Here is a 19,975-nt window from a genome sequence, read left to right as displayed (position 1 = left end):
TGATATCGCCGCTCTATTGCGCTTCGCGCACCCGGACGATGGCCTGACGCAGTTCATCCAGGCCCAGGGCGCCTGAAACCAGGAAACGTCCGTCGATCACCAGGCTGGGCACCGAGCGGATGCCCAGGCGCTGCCCCATCGCCAGTTCGTCGTGCAGCAATTGTGGCGCCTGTTCGTAGAAGGCCAAGGCAAAGGCCGCGGTGTCCAGGCCGGCTTCCTCGGCGAGGGTCAGCACCGTGGCGTGGTCGCCGATGTTGCGGTTCTCCATCAGGTGCGCCTCCTGCAGGCGCTCGAACATCCGCCCGTGGCCACTGTTGCCGGCCAGCAGCGTGGCGGCCTGGCAGGCCAGGCCGGCGAGCAGGCCGCTGGGGTAGTCGAAGGCCTGTTGGCGCATGCCCTCGATGTTGATGCGCGGGGTGTCTTCGGCCTCGGCGCAGGCGCGCCAGTGCTCGAGGATGGTCTGCTTGGCCTGCGACATCGAGCCGAAGCGCTCGATCATCGCCTCGCGGCTGGTTTGCAGAATGAAGGTGCGGTGCTGGATGTCCAGGTTCAGTTCGGCCTGCAGCTGTTGCAGGCGTGGCGCCAGCACGAAACACCAGGCGCAGACGGCATCGTGGAAAAATTCGACCTTGAGCGGGCGCATGGGCAATTCCGTTTGCAAAGGGGAGGGCGGCACTATCCCCAGTAGTGGCCCGGGGAAAAAGCGACAAAAATCGCGCCAACCCATTCATCCTGTTCATCAATGGCGGCCAGCGTTGGCATCGAGCAGGTAGAATGGCGTTTTTGCCTGATCCAAGACCGCCATGAGCCCAGCCATCGCCACCCTCGAGCAGCACCTGCTCGCCGCCCTCGAACCCGCCCCGACCGAAACCCGCCGCCTGTTCCATGGCCGTGGCCGCTGCTGGCCGGGCCTGGAGCAGATCACCGTCGACTGGCTCGACGGCGTGCTGCTGGTGGCGCTGTTTCGCGAGCCGCCCGAGGGCCAGTTGGCCGAGCTCAAGGCGATGCTGCGCGCCCTGGCCGAACGCCCGCAATGGACCGGCCAGGCCGTGTTGCTGCAACACCGCTACCTGCCCGACAGCCCGGGACAATGGCTACTCGGTGAACCTTGCCTGCAACGTGAGGTGATCGAGGATGGCCTGAAGTACCTGCTCGACCTTGGCGTGCGCCAGAACAACGGCCTGTTCCTTGACATGCGCTACGGTCGCCGTTGGGTGCGCGAGCAGGCGGCGGGCAAGCGGGTGCTCAACCTGTTCGCCTACACCTGCGGGTTCTCGGTGGCGGCGATTGCCGGTGGCGCCGAGCAGGTGGTCAACCTGGACATGGCCAAGTCGGCGCTGTCGCGCGGGCGCGACAATCATCGGCTCAATGGCCATGACGCCTCACGCGTGGCGTACCTGGGGCATGAGTTGTTCAAGTCGTGGGGCAAGGTGCGCAAGTACGGGCCGTACGACCTGATCATCATCGACCCGCCGACCTTTCAGCGTGGCAGCTTCGTGCTGACCCAGGACTACGGCAAGATCCTGCGACGGTTGCCGGAGCTATTGAGTGAAGGTGGCACGGTGCTGGCCTGCGTCAACGATCCGGGGATCGGGCCGCAGTTCCTGATCGATGGCATGGCCGAGCAGGCGCCGGGGCTGGTGTTCGTCGAGCGGCTGGAGAATCCGCCGGAGTTTCCGGATGCGGATCCGGAGGGGGGGCTCAAAGCCCTGGTTTTCCGCCAGGGCTGAGGTTGATCTTACCGGCCTCTTCGCGGGCAAGCCCGCTCCCACAGGTACGGCGCTGCCATTGAGACTTGTGGGAGCGGGTTTACCCGCGAAGAGGCCGGAACCAGCAACTGATTACTGGTTGGTGTAGATCTGGTCGAACACGCCGCCGTCGTTGAAGTGGGTCTTCTGCACGGTGCGCCAGTCACCGAAGGTCCTCTCCACCGACAGGAAGTCGACTTTCGGGAAGCGGTCGGTGTACTTGGCCAGCACCTTGGGGTCACGCGGGCGCAGGTAGTTGTTGGCGGCGATCTCCTGGGCTTCCGGCGACCACAGGTACTTCAGGTATTCCTCGGCCACGGCTTGGGTGCCTTTCTTGGCCACCACCTTGTCGACCACGCTCACCGGCGGCTCGGCCTCGGCCGACACGCTCGGATAGACCACCTCGAACTGGTCGCGGCCGAACTCGCGGGCGATCATCTCGGCTTCGTTCTCGAAGGTCACCAGCACGTCGCCGATCTGGTTGGTCATGAAGGTGGTGGTGGCGGCGCGGCCGCCGGTATCGAGCACCGGCGCCTGCTTGAACAGCTTGCCGACGAAGTCGCGGGCCTTGCTTTCGTCACCGCCCTGCTTGAGCACGTAGCCCCAGGCCGAGAGGTAGGTGTAGCGGCCGTTGCCCGAGGTCTTGGGGTTGGGCACGATCACCTGCACGCCATCCTTGAGCAGATCCGGCCAGTCTTTCAGCGCCTTGGGGTTGCCCTTGCGCACGATGAACACGGTGGCCGAGGTGAACGGCGCGCTGTTGTTTGGCAGGCGCGTGACCCAGTTGTCCGGCACCAGCTTGCCGTTGTCGACCAGGGCATTGATGTCGGTGGCCATGTTCATGGTGATGACGTCGGCCGGCAGGCCATCGATTACCGCGCGGGCTTGCTTGCTCGAGCCGCCGAAGGACATCTGCAGGTTGACCTTCTCGTTGTGTTCTTTCTCCCAGTGCTTCTGGAACGCCGGGTTGTAGTCCTTGTAGAAGTCGCGCATCACGTCATAGGAGACGTTGAGCAGGGTCGGGGCAGCCTGGGCGAGGTTGCCCAGGGCCAGGCCCGCGGCCAGCAGCGAGGCGCTGAAGAGTTTTTTCACTGGGGGCATTCCTTGTTCTGGTTCAAAGGGTTGGCGATATGCCAGCGACTATAGCGGGTGGCTTTGCGTGGGTTAAAGAACAAAAAGGACTTTGGTTATGTCGTTGTCAGTGCCGGCCTGTTCGCGGGTAAACCCGCTCCCACAGGTCTCAATGGCAGCGCCGTACCTGTGGGAGCGGGTTTACCCGCGAAGAGGCCGGCACAGGTAACCTCATTGCTTGGGAAACAACGCATTGCCACAGCGCGAACAGAACGCCGCGCCATGCTCGTGGTGCTTCTTGGCGCAGGTCGGGCAATCGTGCTGCAACTGCTCGCCGCGCAGGGCATTGGCCAGTTCGGCGGTGAAGATGCCGGTGGGCACGGCGATGATCGAGTAACCGGTGATCATCACCAGCGACGACAGCACCTGCCCCAGCGGCGTCTTCGGCACGATGTCGCCGAAGCCCACGGTGGTGAGGGTGACGATGGCCCAGTAGATGCCCTTGGGGATGCTGGTAAAGCCATGCTCGGGGCCTTCGATCACATACATCAGGGTGCCGAACACGGTGACCAGGGTCGACACGCTGACCAGGAACACGATGATCTTCTGCTTGCTGCCCTGCAGCGCCGCCAGCAGGTAGTGGGCCTGCTTGAGGTAGGGGCTGAGCTTGAGCACGCGGAAGATCCGCAGCATGCGCACCACGCGGATGATCAGCAGGTACTGGGCGTCGCTGTAGTACAGGGCGATGATCCCCGGCACGATCGCCAGCAGGTCGACCAGCCCGTAGAAACTGAAGGCGTAGCGCAACGGCTTGGGCGAGCAGTACAGGCGGGTGAGGTACTCGGCGAGGAAGATCGCGGTGAAGCCCCACTCGATGCCGGCCAGCAGCCCGGCGTAGTTCTGGTGGACATCATCGATGCTGTCGAGGATCACCGTGACCAGGCTGGCCAGGATGATCAGCAGGAGAATCTTGTCGAAGCGTCTTCCGGCCGTGGTGTCGGTCTGGAAGACGATGACATAGAGCCGCTCGCGCAGGCTCGCAGGGTTGTCCATGGGCTCGTTCCATTGTGCGAATGGGCAGAGCCTAGGGGTTGGGTTTCAGCTGTGCAAGCGAGGTGCGTTGCGGCGCTGGTTGAACTGGGCCAGGTGGCCGCCCAGGTGCATCAGCCAGCAGGCGACCACGAACGGCGCGGTCAGCCCGGCGATCGGCAGCAGGTTGAACAGCGGCGTCAGCATCAGCGCGCAGGCGATGGCGAGCAAGCTCACCCAGGGTTTTTCGCCCTGGCGGCTGAAGGCCAGCGCGGCCAGTGCCGCATTGAAACCATAGAGCCCCAGCCAGGCCCCTTGGGCGTCCCCGGCGAGCAGGGCGACGCCACCGCCGATGGCCGAGCCGATCACCGCCCAGGTGGCGGCATAGGGGTTGGCGAAGTACATGCCGATGACGATCAGCAGGCCGGCCATGGGTTTGTCGAGCAGGAAGACCTGCCCGACGCCACGCAGCAGGGCGTATACCGGGTCTGCGTCGACGAGGCCGTTGGCCGAGGGCTCGACCAGCAGCAGGGTGGCCCAGCCCAGTAGTACGAAGGGGGCGGTGTAGGCGATCAACAGCTTGCCGCCGCGCTTGCGCCACTGGTGGGTGAGCATGCTCGACAGGCCGCCGGCGGCGATGATCAGCGGCGGCAGGATCGCTGACCAGGGCAGCACGGCGCTGATCAGGATGCCGATCAGCACGCCGTTGTAGCAGTACAGCCCGGCCTGGCGGTCGGCGCGCTCATAACCGCGGCGCTGGGCGGTGAGCAGGCCGGCCAGGGCGCCGAGCAGGGCGCCGCCGACCAGGTTCGGCGCGGTCAGCAGGATGGCCAGCAGGCAGCACAGGCCGCACAGCGGGTTGCGCAGCAGCAGCACCTGGCTGAAGCCGTTGAGCAAGGCCGTGGCCCAGTCGGGGCACGGGTTGATGAAGTTCTTGGTGTACATGGGCAGTCGGTGAGGTGGGTGGGGGAGCGGTGGGCCTCTTTGGGCTTTGGTTTTCCGCAGTTCTGTCACATCGGTGTACGGGGAGGGCTGCGCCCTCCAATCGCGACACAAGGCCGCTCCTACAGGGATCGTGTATTCATGCCTGGGTGCGATCTCTGTAGGAGCGGCCTTGTGCCGCGAAAGGGGCGCAGAGCGCCCCCGGCGATCTCAAACCAAGGTCTCGATCCGCAAGGTGTTAGTCGAACCCGGCTTGCCGAAAGGCACACCGGCGGTGATCAGCAGCGTGTCGCCTCGGCTGGCCATGCCTTGCGCCTGGGCGATCTCCAGTGCGGTGGAGACCACCTCGTCGACCTGGCGCAGGCGATCGTTGACCACCGAGTGCACGCCCCAGGTCACGCTCAGCCGCCGCGCGGTGTTGAGGTTCGGCGTCAGGTTGAGGATCGGCGCCCGTGGCCGCTCGCGGGCGGCGCGCAGGGTCGAGGCCCCCGACTCGCTGTAGTTGACCAGCACCGCTACCGGCAGGATGCCGCTGATGCGACGGATCGCGCAGCTGATGGCGTCGGACACGGTGGCCTCGGCCTTGGGCCGGCCGACGTCGAGCTGGGCCTGGTAGTCCGGGCCGTTCTCCACCTGGCGGATGATCTTGCTCATCATCTGCACCGCTTCCAGCGGGTAGTCGCCCGAGGCGGTCTCGGCCGACAGCATCACCGCATCGGCGCCTTCGGCCACGGCGTTGGCCACGTCGGTGACCTCGGCGCGGGTCGGCGCCGGGGAGAAGCGCATCGACTCGAGCATCTGGGTGGCCACCACCACCGGCTTGCCCAGCTGACGGCAGGTGCCGATGATGCGTTTCTGGATCTGCGGCACGCTTTCGGCCGGCACTTCCACGCCCAGGTCGCCACGGGCGACCATGATCGCGTCGGACAGCTCGGCGATGGCCTGCAGCTGCTCGACCGCCGAAGGCTTCTCGATCTTGGCCATCAGGTAGGCGCGTTCACCGATCAACTGGCGCGCCTCGGTGATGTCTTCGGGGCGCTGCACGAACGACAGCGCCACCCAGTCGACCCCCAGTTCCAGGCCGAAGGCCAGGTCGCGGCGGTCCTTCTCGGTAAGCGGGGAGAGGTCCAGCACCGCTTGCGGTACGTTGACGCCCTTGCGGTCGGACAGCTCGCCACCGTTGAGCACTTCGGTGTCGATGGCGTCGCTGTGCTTGGCGGTGACCCGCAGGCGCAGCTTGCCGTCATCGAGCAGCAGGTCCATGCCCGGCTCCAGCGCGGCGATGATCTCCGGGTGCGGCAGGTTGACCCGGCGGCTGTCGCCCGGGGTCTTGTCCAGGTCCAGGCGCAGGGCCTGGCCGCGTTGCAACTGGACCTTGCCGTCGGCGAAACGGCCCACGCGCAGCTTCGGCCCTTGCAGGTCCATGAGGATGCCCAGTGGGTAGTTGAGCTGCTGCTCGACTTCGCGGATCCACTGGTAGCGCAGGGCGTGGTCGGCATGTTCGCCGTGGCTGAAGTTGAGGCGGAAGATGTTCACTCCGGCCTCGACCAGCTGGCGAATGTCATCGATGCCATTGATCGCAGGCCCGAGGGTGGCGAGGATTTTGACTTTTTTATCAGGCGTCATGATTGCGGGGTCTCGAGGATCAGGATGGCGCGGAAGTCGTTGACGTTGGTGCGGGTCGGCTCGGTGACGATCAGCGCATCAAGCGCGGCGAAATAGCCGTAGCCGTTGTTGTTGTCCAGTTCGTCGCTGGCCGACAGGCCCAGGGCTGCGGCGCGGGCGTAGCTATCCGGGGTCATGAAGGCGCCGGCGTTGTCTTCCGAGCCATCGATGCCATCGGTGTCGCCGGCCAGGGCATACACGCCCGGCAGGCCCTTGAGGCTTTCGGTGAGGCTGAGCAGGAACTCGGCGTTGCGCCCGCCGCGCCCGTTGCCGCGCACGGTGACGGTGGTCTCGCCACCGGAGAGGATCACGCAGGGCGCCTTCAGCGGCTGGCCGTGCAGGACGATCTGCCGGGCGATACCGGCATGCACCTTGGCTACTTCGCGCGACTCGCCTTCCAGGTCGCCGAGGATCAGCGGGCTGAAGCCGGCCTGGCGGGCTTTCACCGCGGCGGCCTCCAGCGACTGCTGGGGTTTGGCGATCAGCTGGAAGTGGCTGCGCGCCAGCGCCGGGTCATCGGCCTTGACGGTCTCGGAGGCGGGGTTGTTGAGCCAGTCGATAACGGCCTTGGGCGCGTCGATGTTGTAGCGCTTGATGATCGCCAGGGCCTCGGCCGAGGTGCTCGGGTCGGCCACGGTGGGGCCGGAGGCGATGACCGTGGCGAGGTCGCCGGGCACGTCGGAGATGGCATAGGTGTAGACCGTGGCCGGCCAGCAGGCCTTGGCCAGGCGGCCACCCTTGATCGCCGAGAGGTGCTTGCGCACGCAGTTCATCTCGCCGATGGTGGCGCCGGATTTCAGCAGGGCCTTGTTGATCTGCTGCTTGTCGGCCAGGGTCAGGCCTTCGGCGGGCAGCGCCAGCAGGGCCGAACCGCCACCGGACAGCAGGAAGATGACGCGGTCGGCTTCGCTCAGGTTGCTGACCAGCTCGAGCACGCGCTTGGCCACGGCCAGGCCGGCGGCATCGGGGACCGGGTGGGCGGCTTCGACCACCTCGATTTTCTGGCAGCTGGCGCCATGGCCGTAGCGGGTGACCACCAGGCCGGAGACTTCGCCCTGCCAGCTTTTCTCGACCACTTCGGCCATGGCCGCGGCGGCCTTGCCGGCACCGATGACGATGACCCGGCCGCTGCGGTCGGCGGGCAGGTAGGGTTCGAGGACCTGACGGGGGTGGGCGGCGGCGATGGCTGTGTCGAACAGCTCGCGCAGGAGTTCTTGTGGATCGACCGACATGGCAGGCTCCCAAAATTCTTGTTGTTCTGCAGAATCGAAAACGCCCCTGGAACTGCCTCCGTGCAGGCCGAACCAGGGGCGCCCCTTCGGAGCTGCAAGCTTCAAGCGACAAGCTACAAGTAAAAGCAGATCTGCTCTTGATGTTGCTTGCCGCTTGAAGCTTGCCGCTTGAAGCTGGTTTATTCGTCGCGGATCGAGAAGTTGGCCATGTGCTCCAGGCCCTTGATCAGCGCCGAGTGGTCCCAGTTGCCGCCGCCCAGCGCCACGCAAGTGCTGAACACTTGCTGGGCGTTGGAGGTGTTGGGCAGGTTGATGCCCAGCTCCTTGGCGCCCTGCAGGGCCAGGTTCAGGTCCTTCTGGTGCAGGTTGATGCGGAAGCCTGGGTCGAAGGTGCCCTTGATCATGCGCTCGGCGTGCACTTCGAGGATCTTCGACGAGGCGAAGCCGCCCATCAGCGCTTCGCGCACCTTGGCTGGGTCCGCGCCGTTCTTGGCGGCGAACAGCAGGGCTTCGCCGACGGCCTGGATGTTCAGGGCGACGATGATCTGGTTGGCGACCTTGGCGGTCTGGCCGTCGCCATTGCCACCGACGCGGGTGATGTTCTTGCCCATGGCTTCGAACAGCGGCAGGGCGCGCTCGAAGGCTTTCGGGCAGCCGCCGACCATGATGCTCAGGGTGGCGGCCTTGGCACCGACTTCGCCGCCGGACACCGGGGCGTCCAGGTAGGCGGCGCCGGTGGCCTTGATCTTCTCGGCGAAGGCCTTGGTGGCGGTGGGCGAGATCGAGCTCATGTCGATCACCACCTTGCTCGGGCCGACGCCTTCGGCAACGCCGTTCTCACCGAACAGCACGCTCTCGACCTGCGGGGTGTCGGGCACCATGACGATGATGAATTCGGCTTCCTGGGCAACCTCTTTCGGGTTGGCCAGGGCCACGGCGCCGGCGGCGATCAGGTCGGCCGGGGCGGCGTCGTGGTGGGTGGAAACGAAGATGCTGTGACCTGCCTTTTGCAGGTTCTGGGCCATGGGCTTGCCCATGATGCCGGTGCCGAGGAAACCGATTTTAGCCATGAGAAATTACCTCTTTGTATTTGTGATATCTCAAGCAAGCTTTGGCCCCCTGTGGGAGCGGGCTTGCCCGCGAAGCAGACAACTCGGTGGATGGCACCGGCTTTGCCGGTGTTCGCGGGCAAGCCCGCTCCCACAGGGTTCCGGATTGCCCGTCAGATCGCGTTATGGGTCTTGAGCCAGCCCAGGCCCGCTTCGGTGGTGGTCTTGGGCTTGTATTCCGCGCCCACCCAGCCCTGGTAGCCGATGCGGTCCAGGTGCTCGAACAGGAAGCGGTAGTTGATCTCGCCAGTGCCCGGTTCGTGGCGGCCAGGGTTGTCGGCCAGCTGCACGTGGTTGATCAGCTTGAGGTTGGTTTCCAGGGTGCGGGCCAGGTCACCTTCCATGATCTGCATGTGGTAGATGTCGTACTGCAGGAACAGGTTGTCGCTGCCCACTTCGGCCTGGATTTCCAGGGCCTGCTGGGTGGTGTTCAGGTAGAAGCCTGGGATGTCGCGGGTGTTGATCATTTCCATGACCAGGCGGATACCGGCGGCCTTGAGCTTGTCGGCGGCGTAGCGCAGGTTTTCCACGAAGGTCTTGCGTAAGGTGGCGCAGTCCGGGCCTTGCGGGCGAATGCCGGCCAGGGCGTTGACCTGGGTGTTGCCCAGCACCTTGGCGTATTCGATGGCCTTGTCGACGCCGGCGCGGAATTCTTCGACGCGGTCTGGGTGGCAGGTGATACCGCGCTCACCTTTGGCCCAATCGCCGGCCGGCAGGTTGAACAGCACCTGGGTCAGGCCGTGGGCGTCAAGTTGCTGCTTGATTTCGGCTGCGCTGAAATCGTACGGGAAGAGGTATTCGACACCGCTGAAACCGGCATCGGCGGCAGCCTTGAAGCGGGCCAGGAAGTCCTGTTCGGTGAACAGCATGGACAGGTTGGCAGCGAAGCGAGGCATGGGTTGTCTCCTTGCGTTGAAGGCCCCCGGGCGCTCCCGGGGGCGTCAGGCGATCAGTCCAGCAGCGAGATGGCGGTTGGCGCGTCGTTGCCGACCAGGGCGAGGTCTTCGAACTCGTTGACCGCGTTGATCTCGGTGCCCATGGAAATGTTGGTGACGCGCTCGAGGATCACCTCGACCACCACCGGCACGCGGAACTCTTCGGCCATCTTCTGCGCCTTGAGCAGGGCAGGGGCGATCTCGGCCGGTTCGAACACGCGGATGGCCTTGCAGCCCAGGCCTTCGACCACGGCGACGTGGTCGACACCGTAGGTGGCGGCGTCGGTGGAGTTGATGTTCTCGAACGCCAGTTGTACACAGTAATCCATGTCGAAGCCACGCTGGGCCTGGCGGATCAGGCCGAGGTAGGCGTTGTTCACCAGCACGTGGACGTACGGCAGGTTGAACTGCGCGCCCACCGCCAGCTCTTCGATCATGAACTGGAAGTCGTAGTCACCGGACAGCGCGACCACCTTGCGTTGCGGATCGGCTTTTACGACGCCCAGGGCGGCAGGGATGGTCCAGCCCAGCGGGCCGGCCTGGCCGCAGTTGATCCAGTGGCGTGGCTTGTACACGTGCAGGAACTGCGCGCCGGCGATCTGCGACAGGCCGATGGTGCTGACGTAGGTGGTGTCCTTGCCGAACACCTGGTTCATCTCTTCGTACACGCGCTGCGGCTTGACCGGCACGTTGTCGAAGTGGGTCTTGCGCTGCAGGGTCGCCTTGCGCTCCTGGCAGTCTGCCAGCCAGGCCTTGCGGCACTTCAGCTTGCCTGCGGCTTTCCACTCGCGGGCCACTTCGAGGAACGCATCCAGTGCCTTGCCGGCATCGGAAACGATACCCAGGTCAGGGGTGAACACGCGACCGATCTGGGTCGGTTCGATGTCGACGTGAACGAACTTGCGACCTTCGGTGTAAACGTCGACGGAGCCGGTGTGGCGGTTGGCCCAGCGGTTGCCGATGCCGAACACCAGGTCGGACTTGAGCAGGGTGGCGTTGCCGTAACGGTGCGAGGTCTGCAGGCCGACCATGCCGACCATCAGTTGGTGATCGTCCGGGATGGTGCCCCAGCCCATCAGGGTCGGGATCACTGGCACGCCGGTCAGTTCGGCGAACTCGACCAGCTTGTCGCTGGCGTCGGCGTTGATGATGCCACCACCGGCCACCAGCAGCGGGCGCTCGGCGTCATTGAGCAGAGCCAGGGCTTTTTCGGCCTGTACCCGGGTGGCGGACGGCTTGTGCACCGGCAGCGGCTCGTAGGCGTCGATGTCGAATTCGATTTCGGCCATCTGCACGTCGAACGGCAGGTCGATCAGCACCGGGCCTGGGCGGCCGGTGCGCATTTCATAGAAGGCCTTCTGGAAGGCGTAGGGCACCTGGCCTGGCTCCAGGACGGTGGTCGCCCACTTGGTGACTGGCTTGACGATGCTGGTGATGTCGACAGCCTGGAAGTCTTCCTTGTGCAGGCGCGCGCGCGGGGCCTGGCCGGTGATGCAGAGGATCGGGATAGAGTCGGCCGAGGCACTGTACAGGCCGGTGACCATGTCGGTGCCGGCAGGGCCGGAGGTACCGATGCACACGCCGATGTTGCCCGGGTTGGCGCGGGTGTAGCCCTCGGCCATGTGCGAGGCACCTTCGACGTGGCGAGCGAGGACGTGATCGATGCCACCGACTTTTTTCAGGGCCGAGTACAGCGGGTTGATGGCGGCGCCTGGAATGCCGAACGCGGTATCTACACCTTCACGGCGCATGACCAGAACGGCTGCATCGATTGCTCTCATTTTGCTCATGGTTTGTGCCTCATCGATTTTGTAATTGTATACAACTTACGTTGCGGTAGAGTGTATTCATGGTCGACGCAAAAGGTCAATCCATTTTCGTCGGCAGGTCTGACCAGGCGGTCATGCCCCGTCATGGCGGCATTTCGTCGCACCTTTGGCGATTGATCTAAAAAATTGTATACAAATGGTGTCTTTGTTGTGTTCTATCTTGTCTATTGGTTTTCAACTGCCCTCAGGGCTTCTCACAACAAGAAGAGGACCTTTTCATGAACGCATTGACCCTGAAAGTCGCGGTTGGCGTGGTCAACGCCGCCCTTGCCGCGGGCCGCAAGATCAACGCCGCACCGCTGACCGTGGCGGTGCTCGACGCCGGCGGGCACCTGCTGGCCCTGCAGCGCGAGGACGGCGCCAGCCTGCTGCGCCCGGAGGTGGCCATCGGCAAGGCCTGGGGCGCGGTGGCCTTGGGCAAGGGTTCGCGCCTGCTGGCGCTGGATTCGCAGCAGCGCCCGGCGTTCTATGCCGCGCTGAACGGGCTGGGCGAGCGGCCGGTGGTGCCGGTGCCGGGTGGCGTGCTGGTACGTGACCAGGAGGGCAAGGTGCTGGGCGCGGTGGGGATCAGCGGGGATACGTCGGATATCGACGAGCAGTGCGCGATCAGTGCGATCGAAGAGGTGGGGCTGACGGCGGATGCGGGGGTTGCTGCGTAAGGCTCGTCATTTTTTGGGGCCGCTCCGCAGCCCATCGCGACACAAGGCCGCTCCTACAGGGAAATGCATAACCTCTGTAGGAGCGGCCTTGTGCCGCGAACGGGCTGCACGGCAGCCCCATTGGTCCTATCAGGCCGCCTCGGGCTCACAGCCCTTGAGCACCAGGCGAATGATGGTCTCGGCCGCCGCATCGTAATCGTCGTCGGCCAGCTTGGCCTTGCCGGTCACCACGGCGATCTGCCAGTCGAAATCCGCGTAGGTCTGGGTCGCCGCCCAGATGCTGAACATCAGGTGGTGCGGGTCGACGTTGGCGATCTGTCCACGCTCGAGCCAGCGCTGGATGCATTCGATGTTGTGCCGGGCCTGCTCGTTGAGCTGCTCGACCTGGCGCGGCGACAGGTGCGGCGCGCCATGCATGATCTCGCTGGCGAACACCTTGGAGGCGTGCGGCAGGTCGCGGGAGATGCGGATCTTCGAGCGGATGTAGGCGCTCAGCACTTCTTTGGGATCACCGTCGGCGTTGAACGGCGTCGAAGCCTGCATGATCGGCGCGATGATGCTCTCCAGCACTTCGCGGTAGAGGTTTTCCTTCGACTTGAAGTAGTAGTAGACGTTCGGCTTGGGCAGGCCAGCCTTGGCCGCGATGTCGCTGGTCTTGGTGGCGGCGAAGCCCTTGTCGGCGAATTCTTCACTGGCCGCGCGCAGGATCAGTTCCTTGTTGCGCTCGCGAATGGTGCTCATTGTCGGGGATCTTCCTCGTGTCTGGCCCCTTGCAAGAAGGGTCCGGCATGGTAGCACCCGCCCCGACGGACGCTCAAGGCAGCGACTTTCGGCTAGAATCGGCTGCATTCAACCCATTGGAAACAGGCAAACATGGCAGGAAGCAGTCTACTGGTATTGATCGACGACATCGCCACGGTGCTCGACGATGTCTCGCTGATGACCAAGGTCGCGGCGAAGAAGACCGCCGGGGTGCTGGGCGACGACCTGGCGCTCAACGCCCAGCAGGTCACCGGTGTGCGCGCCGATCGGGAGCTTCCGGTGGTCTGGGCGGTGGCCAAGGGCTCGCTGGTGAACAAGGCGATCCTGGTGCCGGCGGCGCTGTTGATCAGCGCCTTCATCCCCTGGGCGGTGACGCCGCTGTTGATGGTCGGCGGCGCCTACCTGTGCTTCGAGGGTTTCGAGAAGCTGGCGCACAAGTTCCTGCACAGCAAGGACGACGACGAGGCGCAGCACGAGGCGCGCAAGGAAGCCCTGGCCGACGCCAATGTCGACCTGGTGGCCTATGAGAAGAGCAAGATCAAGGGCGCGGTGCGCACCGACTTCATCCTCTCCGCCGAGATCATCGCGATTACCCTGGGCATCGTCGCCGACGCGCCGTTGAGCCAGCAGATCGTCGTGCTGTCGGGCATCGCGGTGGTCATGACCATCGGTGTCTATGGCCTGGTGGGCGGTATCGTCAAGCTCGATGACCTGGGGCTGTGGATGACGCAACGGGCATCGAGCCTGTCCCGCGCGGTCGGCAACGGCATCCTGCGCGCGGCGCCGTACATGATGAAAGGCTTGTCGGTGATCGGTACCGCTGCCATGTTCCTGGTCGGCGGCGGCATCCTGGTGCACGGCATCGCGCCGCTGCATCACGCCATCGAGGCGTTCAGCGAAGGGCGGGGCGGGGCGTTGACCGGGGCGCTGCTCAACGGCGTGGCCGGTGTAGTGGCCGGGGCCGTGGTGCTGGCGCTGGTGAGCGTGCTGGGCAAACTATGGCGGCGTGTGCGGCCTGCTCGCTGAGGCGGGTGCAGCGGTTCGCCGGCAAGCCGGCGAACCGCCATTGAAGCAAGGGCTCAAGGGCTGACAGCGACACCTTTCTCTTCTGGCTCCCACGCCAGCAATCCTTGGCTGAAGCCGTAGGCGGCGCTCTGGTAATAGGCGATCGCTCGGCGAATCAACGGGTTGTCCTCAGTCACGCTAGTCTCGCGGCTGTTGCCCAGCGCATCTTCATGTACGCGCAGGCCGCCGCGAGGGCTGAGGATCGCCAGGTCCTTGCCGTCGAAAAGCCCCAGGTGCTGGTAGTTGCCGATCAGCACCCGTGGTGGAAGGTCGTCGTCTTGTAGCAGGTCACGGCCGAAGAAGGTCGAGGTGTAGCTCAGGTTGAGCAGGCCGAGCAGGGTGGGTGCCAGATCGATCTGGCTCGCCAGTTGCGGGTTCTCCTGCGGCTCGATCATTTTCGGCGCATAGATCCACAGCGGGATCTGGTAGTTGTTGACCGGCAGGTCCTCCTTGCCGGCGCTGCCCGCGGTGTGGTCGGCGACAATCACGAACAGGGTATTGTCGAACCAGGGTTTTTCTTTGGCCTGGCGCAGGAATTGGGCGATGGCGTAGTCGGTGTATTTCACTGCGCCCTCGCGCCCGTCGCCCGATGGGAGGTCGATTCGGCCGTCGGGATAGGTGTACGGGCGATGGTTGGAAGTGGTCATCAACTGCAGGAAGAATGGCTTTTGCGCGGCGTGGTCGGTATCCGCCAGCTTGATCGCCTGGCGATACAGATCCTCGTCGGCCATGCCCCAGGCGTTCTTGAAGCTGATCTCGTTCTCGTCGACGCTGCTCTGGTCGACGATGCGGTAACCATTGCCACTGAAAAAGGCGTTCATGTTGTCAAAGTAGCCGCGCCCGCCATAGACGTACACGGCGTCATAGCCGATCGCCGTCAACTGTTGGCCCAGGCTGGCATAGCCGCCTTCCCGGCCGATGCGCTTGACGATCGAACGGCCCGGAGTGGGAGGGATCGACAGGGTGATGGCTTCCAGGCCACGGTCGGTGCGGGTGCCGGTGGCGTAGAAGTTATTGAAGTACAGGCTCTGGCTTCGCAGCGCATCGAGATTGGGTGTGAGGTTTTCTGGGTGGCCGTTGCTGCCCATGTACTTGGCGCTGAAGCTCTCGAGGGTCACCAGGATGATGTTGGGCTTGCGCAATGCTCCCCTGGCGCTGATGTGACGGCGGATGTCCTGGGGCTCACGGGCCTCCAGGCGAGCGTTGGCGGTGGCCAGCTCCTGATGCATTTGCGCGCCTACCATGTCGGCGCCAAGGCTGGTGTAGAACTGGTTGTAGTCGAGCTCGTTGTTGCGGAAGGCGGCAAAGAACTGGTACGGACCGTTGCTGGCCAGCTCGCGCTGGTAAGCGTTGCCGCCCTGGCCACGAGGGAACTGCTGGTCGACCACCAGCACAGACACCACTCCCAGTCCGGTCAGCAAGCCAAGGCCCATCAGGCGCTGACGACTGGTGATCGGCGCACCCGCAAGGGCGCGCAGCAGCGGTCTGCGCAGCAGCAAGGTGAGCAGCAGTGTCACCAACGCCAGGCTGCCCAGCAGTGCGGGCAACGGATAGGACTCGCGGATGTTGTCCATCACTTCCTTGGAGTACACCAGGTAGTCCACGGCGATAAAGTTGAAGCGCACGCCGAACTCGTCCCAGAACAGCCACTCGGCCACCGCGATGAACAGCATCAGGAACAGGCTTGCCGACAGCACGCCTTGCAGCAGCCAGCGGTGGAGGCGGGTGCGCCACAAGAATCCTGGGCACAACGCCAGGTACAGGCCCAGCGGCAGCGCGGCGTAGCTTAGGAAGCTCAGGTCATACAACGCACCACCGAGAAACACTGACAGTGAGTTGCCGCTAAACGTGTCGGCGTGGGCGGTCAGCAAAACCACGCGGGTCAATATAAAAATGCCGAGCCAGGTTGTGCAGAGTAACAGCAGGAAGCGCCAGGGCGCGGCAAGTGAGGTGCGCATGAAGTTTTCCTATGTCCATTAGCGGTGCAGAATGGTCAGTAGGCTATCGAGCGGTTTGCAAAAAAAATGTAAAAAAAATGCAGGCAATTAGTGTGGGTCGACTTTAATCGTTCGGGTTCTTAATATGAAGTTTGTCTCGGAGGTGATCATGTTTGGCCAGGTACTGAACTACGACGTATATCATCTGGCGCTGTATCTTTTGGCGGCGCTGGCTTGGGGGGTGTTGGGTGTGCGGTTTTTGCTGCATGACACGACTGCCAAGGGTTTGATCAAGTGCTTTGCGATGCTTGGAGTGGCCATGGTGATCAATTTGGTGATGCTGATGCTCGATATCTGGCGGGTGCTTGAACACTACCAGGTTGAGTTTCTGTTGATGATGTTGGGGGGACTTTTACCAGGTGGGCTTATGCTGATCTGGAAAGTGAGCTGCTTGTCGGGTAGGAAATTTCCTATTTAGTTGTAAGGAGGCTCTTAAAATTTATAAAGAAACAGCGCCTTTCGAAAGGCGCTGTTTCTTTTTCGATCAGAAGTGAACTTTCACCAAGAAGCTCATGGTGTTCTGGTCGGTGGTGAAGGCATCGCTGTCCTTGATGCCGTACTTGTTCTTCCAGTAGTCGTACTCGATACCCACGTACAGCTGCTTCTCGCCGAAGTGCAAGGCCTTGCCCAGGTCGTACTTGACCTGCGGGTTGAAGTGCAGGTTCGCCTGGTAGGTGCCACGACGGTTCTCGTCGTTGTCCACGACCCAGTCCATGTAGCCATCGATCAGGATGTCGGAGGAGCCGACAGGGATGGTGTACGACCATACCGGGGTGATCTGCCAGACATTGTCACCCGGGCGGCTGCCGTCGGTGGTGCGCTGGTAGAAGTTCAGCTGGAAGTAGTCGAAGCCGGGGATGGCCAGGTCGAAGCCGGGGCCGATCAGGTACGACTCGGTGTCACCCTCGCCGAACTCGTAGGTCATCGCCAGCAGCACGTCCTTCACTGGGCCGAACTCGAGCTTCTGGTCGAAGATCTTGCCGAACGACAGGCGCGGGCTGATCTCGCCGTAATAGGTGTTCGGGCCATTGCCGGCGTCTTTCTTGCCCTGGTAGAAAATCTTGTCGAAGAAGATGAAGTTGTCACCGTACTTCCACGCATCGGCGTGCTCGAAGGTGAAGGTCTGCTGGGTCTCAGGGTTGACCTTGAAGTTCTTGCCCCACAGGTAGGTCAGGCTGTTGTTCTGCCATTGCAGCAGGTCGCCGGCTTGGCTGGCGCCGCAGGCCAGCAGGCCACCGGCGAGGATCAGGCTATTGATGGTACGCATTGCGAGTGTCGCTCCCTTGATTTGTATCTGTTGTCAGCGCTCGGGCGCTGTTCTTGTCTTTTGGGTCAGCTTTTTTCGATTGGCCACAGCTGTTTGGCAAGAGCTGCGCCAACTTTTCCACGTTGGGCACAACCATCCTGCTCGACGTCTTTCTGAACGGATGAAATGGGTATTTCACGCTGGCAACACGTCGGCCAACCGCCCGGAATCATTGACTCGGTGGTCAGCAAACGCGGGCAGGATCCATCCTGCCCCGATCGAGGGGGCGCGCAGATTACTCACTTGCGCGCCTGGCCTCAAGTGCTCCGTCCTGGAGCACGGTGTCACATCGGTGGGCGTGGGCCCGTTGGCTTAGAAATGCACCTTCACCAAGGCGCTGGCGACGCTCTGGTTGCTGTCCAGGTTGCCGCGGCTGTCGATGCCGTACTTGTCTTTCCAGTAGCTGTATTCAAAGCCTACGTAGAGCTGCTTGGCGCCCAGGTTCAGGGCCTTGCCCAGGTCGTATTTGACCTGTGGGTTGAAGTGCAGGTTGGCATGGTAGGTGCCGCGGCGGGTCTGGTCGTTGTCCACCACCCAATCCATGTAACCGTCGATCAGGATGTCGGACTTGCCCACGGGGATGGTGTACGACCAGGCCGGGGTGATCTGCCAGACGTTGTCGCCGGGGCGGCTGCCTTCGGTGTTGCGCACGTAGAAGTTGAGGGTGAAATAGTTGAAGCCGGGAATGTCGAGGTCGAAGCCCGGGCCGATCAGGTAGGCCTCGTTGTCGCCTTCGCCGCGTTCGTAGGTCATGGCCAGCAGCACGTCCTTGACCGGGCCGAAGGCCAGTTTGCGGTCGAGGATCTTGCCGAACGACAGGCGCGGGCTGAATTCACCGTAGTAGGTGGTCACGCCTTTGCCGGGATCGGCCTTGCCGTTGTAGAAGATCTTGTCGATGAACAGGAAGGTGTCGCCGTACTTCCACTTGTTGGCGTGTTCGAAGGTGATCGTCTGCTGGATGTCGGGGTTGATCTTGAAGTCCTTGCCATACAGGTAGGTCAGGCTTTCGCCATGCCACTGCAGCCATTCGCCGGCGTGGGCGGGAAGGGTGGCCAGCAGGGTGCTGCCCAGCAAAACGGACGAGGTGATGCGCTTCATGTTGTGATTCCCGGACTTATTGTTTTTGTTTGGGCTTTTTCGGCGCGCAGGCGCCCCGGGCGGCCCATTCCGGCGGGCCGACGGCATCGCGTTACCACAGGGGTGGAGCGGGGCGGCCGGACAGGCGCCGCCCCTTGTCACTCAATGCTGATGACAGGCATCGTTGTGCGCGGCGCGATCGGCGCCACCGAGGATGTTGAACAGCAGGTTCAACACCAGGGCGCTGACGGTCGCCATGGCGATACCGCTGTGGGTGATCGGTTCCATCCACTGTGGCATCTGCGCGAAGAACTCCGGGCGCACCACCGGGATCAGGCCGAAACCGACACTGACCGCCACCAACAACTGGTTGCGCCGGTCAGCGATGTCCGCCTCCTGGAGGATCTTGATGCCGGTGGCGGTGACCATGCCGAACATGGCGATGGACGCGCCACCCAGTACCGCAGGCGGGATCGAGGCGATCAGGAACGCCGCCTTGGGCAGCAGGCTGAGCAGGATCAGCAGCGCGCCGGCCATCACCGTGACGTAGCGGCAACGTACCCCGGTCATCTGCACCAGGCCGATGTTCTGGGCGAACGAGGAGTGGGTGAAGGTGTTGAAGAACCCGGCGACGAACGACGCGCCGGCATCGCACAGCAAGCCGCGACGCAGCATTCCCGGGGTCACTTCACGGTCGGTGACCTTGCCCAGGGCGAGGAACATGCCGGTGGACTCGACGAAAATGATCACCACCACCAGGCACATCGACAGGATCGGCGCCAGGCTGAAGGTCGGCATGCCGAAGTGCAGCGGAGTGACCACCTGCAGCCAGGGTGCCTGGTCCAGGCCCGACAGGTCGACCATGCCGATGGAGCCGGCGAGGATGTAGCCCAGGCCCATGCCCACCAGTACCGAAACGTTGACCCAGAAGCCGCGCATGAAGCGGTTGATCAGCAGGATCACCGCCAGCACCAAGCCGGCGACCATCAGGTAGATCGGCGCGCCGAAGGCCGTGGCCTCTTGCCCACCGCCGGCCCAGTTGACCGCCACCGGGAACAGCGACAGGCCAATGGAGGTGATGACCGTGCCGGTCACCAGCGGAGGGAAGAAGCGCACGACCTTGGACATGAACGGCGCGATCAGCATGCCGAAGAAACCGGCGGCGATGGTCGCGCCGAAGATCCCCTGCAGGCCGACGCCGGGCATGCCGGCCATGGCCACCATGCTGCCGACCGCGGCGAAGCTGGCGCCCATCATGACCGGCATGCGTATGCCGACCGGGCCGATACCGAAGGATTGGATGATGGTGGCAACGCCGGCGACCAGCAGGTCGGCGTTGATCAGGAAGGCGACTTCTTCGCGGGACAGGCCCGCCGCCTGGCCGATGATCAGCGGCACGGCGATGGCGCCTCCGTACATCAGCAGCACGTGTTGCAGACCCACCAGGATCAGCTGGAACAAGGGCAGGGGCTGTCGTGGCGGCGCAACAGGGATGTACGCCTTGGGTGACTCGGACATGCAGCACCTCGAGTTTTGTTTTTATTCTCGG

Annotated in this window: 18 protein-coding genes; 4 read left to right on the top strand and 14 right to left on the bottom strand. The window is 63.7% G+C overall.

Translation table 11 applies throughout. From position 1 onward, the window contains the following. Window positions 1–13: 13 nt before the first annotated feature. Entirely contained in the window at window positions 14–643 is a 630-nt protein-coding gene (locus HU772_RS16880) for a DsbA family oxidoreductase (protein WP_186661054.1), read from the bottom strand. Between the two features lie 160 nt (window positions 644–803). Between HU772_RS16880 and HU772_RS16875 the strand changes: the two genes are divergently transcribed. After that, the gene (locus tag HU772_RS16875) at window positions 804–1,730 is read left to right on the top strand and encodes a class I SAM-dependent methyltransferase (RefSeq protein ID WP_186661055.1); all 927 of its coding nucleotides are present in this window, start codon (window positions 804–806) and stop codon (window positions 1,728–1,730) included. A 111-nt stretch (window positions 1,731–1,841) separates the two neighbouring features. On the opposite strand, the gene HU772_RS16870 is transcribed toward HU772_RS16875, so the two are convergent. The 8 genes from HU772_RS16870 to gcl form a co-directional block, all read right to left on the bottom strand. Next, on the bottom strand, window positions 1,842–2,840 hold the full coding sequence (locus tag HU772_RS16870; protein ID WP_186661057.1) for a sulfate ABC transporter substrate-binding protein: 999 nt from the start codon (window positions 2,838–2,840) through the stop codon (window positions 1,842–1,844). A gap of 210 nt (window positions 2,841–3,050) precedes the next feature. After that, the gene (locus HU772_RS16865; protein ID WP_186661058.1) at window positions 3,051–3,872 is read right to left on the bottom strand and encodes an ion transporter; all 822 of its coding nucleotides are present in this window, start codon (window positions 3,870–3,872) and stop codon (window positions 3,051–3,053) included. A gap of 45 nt (window positions 3,873–3,917) precedes the next feature. Continuing rightward, window positions 3,918–4,793 carry an urea transporter gene (locus HU772_RS16860; RefSeq protein WP_186661060.1) on the bottom strand — a complete coding sequence of 292 codons (876 nt, stop codon included), beginning with the start codon at window positions 4,791–4,793 and terminating at the stop codon, window positions 3,918–3,920. Window positions 4,794–5,000: 207 nt separating this feature from the next. After that, window positions 5,001–6,416 carry a pyruvate kinase gene (gene pyk, locus HU772_RS16855; protein WP_186661062.1) on the bottom strand — a complete coding sequence of 472 codons (1,416 nt, stop codon included), beginning with the start codon at window positions 6,414–6,416 and terminating at the stop codon, window positions 5,001–5,003. Beyond that, window positions 6,413–7,687, bottom strand: coding sequence for a glycerate kinase type-2 family protein (locus tag HU772_RS16850; protein ID WP_186661064.1), 1,275 nt, complete (start codon window positions 7,685–7,687; stop codon window positions 6,413–6,415). The genes pyk and HU772_RS16850 overlap by 4 nt, the downstream gene beginning before the upstream one ends. Window positions 7,688–7,866: 179 nt before the next feature. Beyond that, window positions 7,867–8,757: a 2-hydroxy-3-oxopropionate reductase gene (locus HU772_RS16845; protein WP_186661066.1), complete on the bottom strand. Its 891-nt coding sequence runs from the start codon at window positions 8,755–8,757 to the stop codon at window positions 7,867–7,869. Between the two features lie 152 nt (window positions 8,758–8,909). Then, window positions 8,910–9,692, bottom strand: a complete 783-nt coding sequence (gene hyi, locus HU772_RS16840) for a hydroxypyruvate isomerase (RefSeq protein ID WP_186661068.1) — start codon at window positions 9,690–9,692, stop codon at window positions 8,910–8,912. A gap of 53 nt (window positions 9,693–9,745) precedes the next feature. Further along, on the bottom strand, window positions 9,746–11,521 hold the full coding sequence (gene gcl / locus HU772_RS16835; RefSeq protein ID WP_186661070.1) for a glyoxylate carboligase: 1,776 nt from the start codon (window positions 11,519–11,521) through the stop codon (window positions 9,746–9,748). 257 nt (window positions 11,522–11,778) lie between these two features. Between gcl and HU772_RS16830 the strand changes: the two genes are divergently transcribed. Further along, window positions 11,779–12,219 (top strand): GlcG/HbpS family heme-binding protein, encoded by a 441-nt coding sequence (locus tag HU772_RS16830; RefSeq protein WP_186661072.1) that lies wholly within the window; start codon window positions 11,779–11,781, stop codon window positions 12,217–12,219. A 129-nt stretch (window positions 12,220–12,348) separates the two neighbouring features. Here the strand turns inward: HU772_RS16830 and HU772_RS16825 are convergent, their stop codons facing one another. Further along, on the bottom strand, window positions 12,349–12,960 hold the full coding sequence (locus HU772_RS16825; protein WP_186661074.1) for a TetR/AcrR family transcriptional regulator: 612 nt from the start codon (window positions 12,958–12,960) through the stop codon (window positions 12,349–12,351). Window positions 12,961–13,092: 132 nt separating this feature from the next. Here HU772_RS16825 and HU772_RS16820 point away from each other — a divergent pair, with 132 nt between their 5' ends. Continuing rightward, the gene (locus tag HU772_RS16820; RefSeq protein ID WP_186661076.1) at window positions 13,093–14,007 is read left to right on the top strand and encodes a DUF808 domain-containing protein; all 915 of its coding nucleotides are present in this window, start codon (window positions 13,093–13,095) and stop codon (window positions 14,005–14,007) included. Window positions 14,008–14,060: 53 nt separating this feature from the next. Here HU772_RS16820 and HU772_RS16815 read toward each other — a convergent pair whose 3' ends face one another. Next, the gene (locus HU772_RS16815; protein ID WP_186661078.1) at window positions 14,061–16,004 is read right to left on the bottom strand and encodes an LTA synthase family protein; all 1,944 of its coding nucleotides are present in this window, start codon (window positions 16,002–16,004) and stop codon (window positions 14,061–14,063) included. A gap of 124 nt (window positions 16,005–16,128) precedes the next feature. On the opposite strand from HU772_RS16815, the gene HU772_RS16810 reads away from it, so the two are divergent. Continuing rightward, window positions 16,129–16,461: a hypothetical protein gene (locus HU772_RS16810; RefSeq protein WP_225923036.1), complete on the top strand. Its 333-nt coding sequence runs from the start codon at window positions 16,129–16,131 to the stop codon at window positions 16,459–16,461. A gap of 66 nt (window positions 16,462–16,527) precedes the next feature. Here HU772_RS16810 and HU772_RS16805 read toward each other — a convergent pair whose 3' ends face one another. The 3 genes from HU772_RS16805 to HU772_RS16795 form a co-directional block, all read right to left on the bottom strand. Next, complete coding sequence (locus HU772_RS16805) at window positions 16,528–17,310, bottom strand: outer membrane protein OmpK (protein ID WP_186661079.1); 783 nt, start codon at window positions 17,308–17,310, stop codon at window positions 16,528–16,530. Between the two features lie 351 nt (window positions 17,311–17,661). Beyond that, window positions 17,662–18,447, bottom strand: a complete 786-nt coding sequence (locus HU772_RS16800) for an outer membrane protein OmpK (protein ID WP_186661081.1) — start codon at window positions 18,445–18,447, stop codon at window positions 17,662–17,664. Window positions 18,448–18,588: 141 nt separating this feature from the next. Continuing rightward, a complete protein-coding gene (locus HU772_RS16795) occupies window positions 18,589–19,944 on the bottom strand; it encodes a nucleobase:cation symporter-2 family protein (RefSeq protein ID WP_186661083.1) in 1,356 nt (451 codons plus the stop codon). Window positions 19,945–19,975 lie beyond the last annotated feature (31 nt).

The organism is Pseudomonas xantholysinigenes (genome assembly GCF_014268885.2).
In the GTDB taxonomy this organism is placed as follows: Bacteria; Pseudomonadota; Gammaproteobacteria; order Pseudomonadales; family Pseudomonadaceae; genus Aquipseudomonas; species Aquipseudomonas xantholysinigenes.
Note: the sequence above shows the minus strand (reverse complement) of the source record. Positions and strands in the feature narration are given on the sequence as shown.

Excerpts from the sequence above, each read along its gene's own strand:
- HU772_RS16850 (WP_186661064.1), bottom strand. The coding sequence starts at position 7,687 with ATGTCGGTCGATCCACAAGAACTCCTGCGCGAGCTGTTCGACACAGCC.
- HU772_RS16800 (WP_186661081.1), bottom strand. The coding sequence starts at position 18,447 with ATGAAGCGCATCACCTCGTCCGTTTTGCTGGGCAGCACCCTGCTGGCC.
- HU772_RS16860 (WP_186661060.1), bottom strand. The coding sequence starts at position 4,793 with ATGTACACCAAGAACTTCATCAACCCGTGCCCCGACTGGGCCACGGCC.
- HU772_RS16880 (WP_186661054.1), bottom strand. The coding sequence starts at position 643 with ATGCGCCCGCTCAAGGTCGAATTTTTCCACGATGCCGTCTGCGCCTGG.
- pyk (WP_186661062.1), bottom strand. The coding sequence starts at position 6,416 with ATGACGCCTGATAAAAAAGTCAAAATCCTCGCCACCCTCGGGCCTGCG.
- HU772_RS16875 (WP_186661055.1), top strand. The coding sequence starts at position 804 with ATGAGCCCAGCCATCGCCACCCTCGAGCAGCACCTGCTCGCCGCCCTC.
- HU772_RS16820 (WP_186661076.1), top strand. The coding sequence starts at position 13,093 with ATGGCAGGAAGCAGTCTACTGGTATTGATCGACGACATCGCCACGGTG.
- HU772_RS16830 (WP_186661072.1), top strand. The coding sequence starts at position 11,779 with ATGAACGCATTGACCCTGAAAGTCGCGGTTGGCGTGGTCAACGCCGCC.
- hyi (WP_186661068.1), bottom strand. The coding sequence starts at position 9,692 with ATGCCTCGCTTCGCTGCCAACCTGTCCATGCTGTTCACCGAACAGGAC.
- HU772_RS16865 (WP_186661058.1), bottom strand. The coding sequence starts at position 3,872 with ATGGACAACCCTGCGAGCCTGCGCGAGCGGCTCTATGTCATCGTCTTC.
- HU772_RS16810 (WP_225923036.1), top strand. The coding sequence starts at position 16,129 with ATGAAGTTTGTCTCGGAGGTGATCATGTTTGGCCAGGTACTGAACTAC.
- gcl (WP_186661070.1), bottom strand. The coding sequence starts at position 11,521 with ATGAGCAAAATGAGAGCAATCGATGCAGCCGTTCTGGTCATGCGCCGT.
- HU772_RS16815 (WP_186661078.1), bottom strand. The coding sequence starts at position 16,004 with ATGCGCACCTCACTTGCCGCGCCCTGGCGCTTCCTGCTGTTACTCTGC.
- HU772_RS16845 (WP_186661066.1), bottom strand. The coding sequence starts at position 8,757 with ATGGCTAAAATCGGTTTCCTCGGCACCGGCATCATGGGCAAGCCCATG.
- HU772_RS16805 (WP_186661079.1), bottom strand. The coding sequence starts at position 17,310 with ATGCGTACCATCAATAGCCTGATCCTCGCCGGTGGCCTGCTGGCCTGC.
- HU772_RS16795 (WP_186661083.1), bottom strand. The coding sequence starts at position 19,944 with ATGTCCGAGTCACCCAAGGCGTACATCCCTGTTGCGCCGCCACGACAG.
- HU772_RS16825 (WP_186661074.1), bottom strand. The coding sequence starts at position 12,960 with ATGAGCACCATTCGCGAGCGCAACAAGGAACTGATCCTGCGCGCGGCC.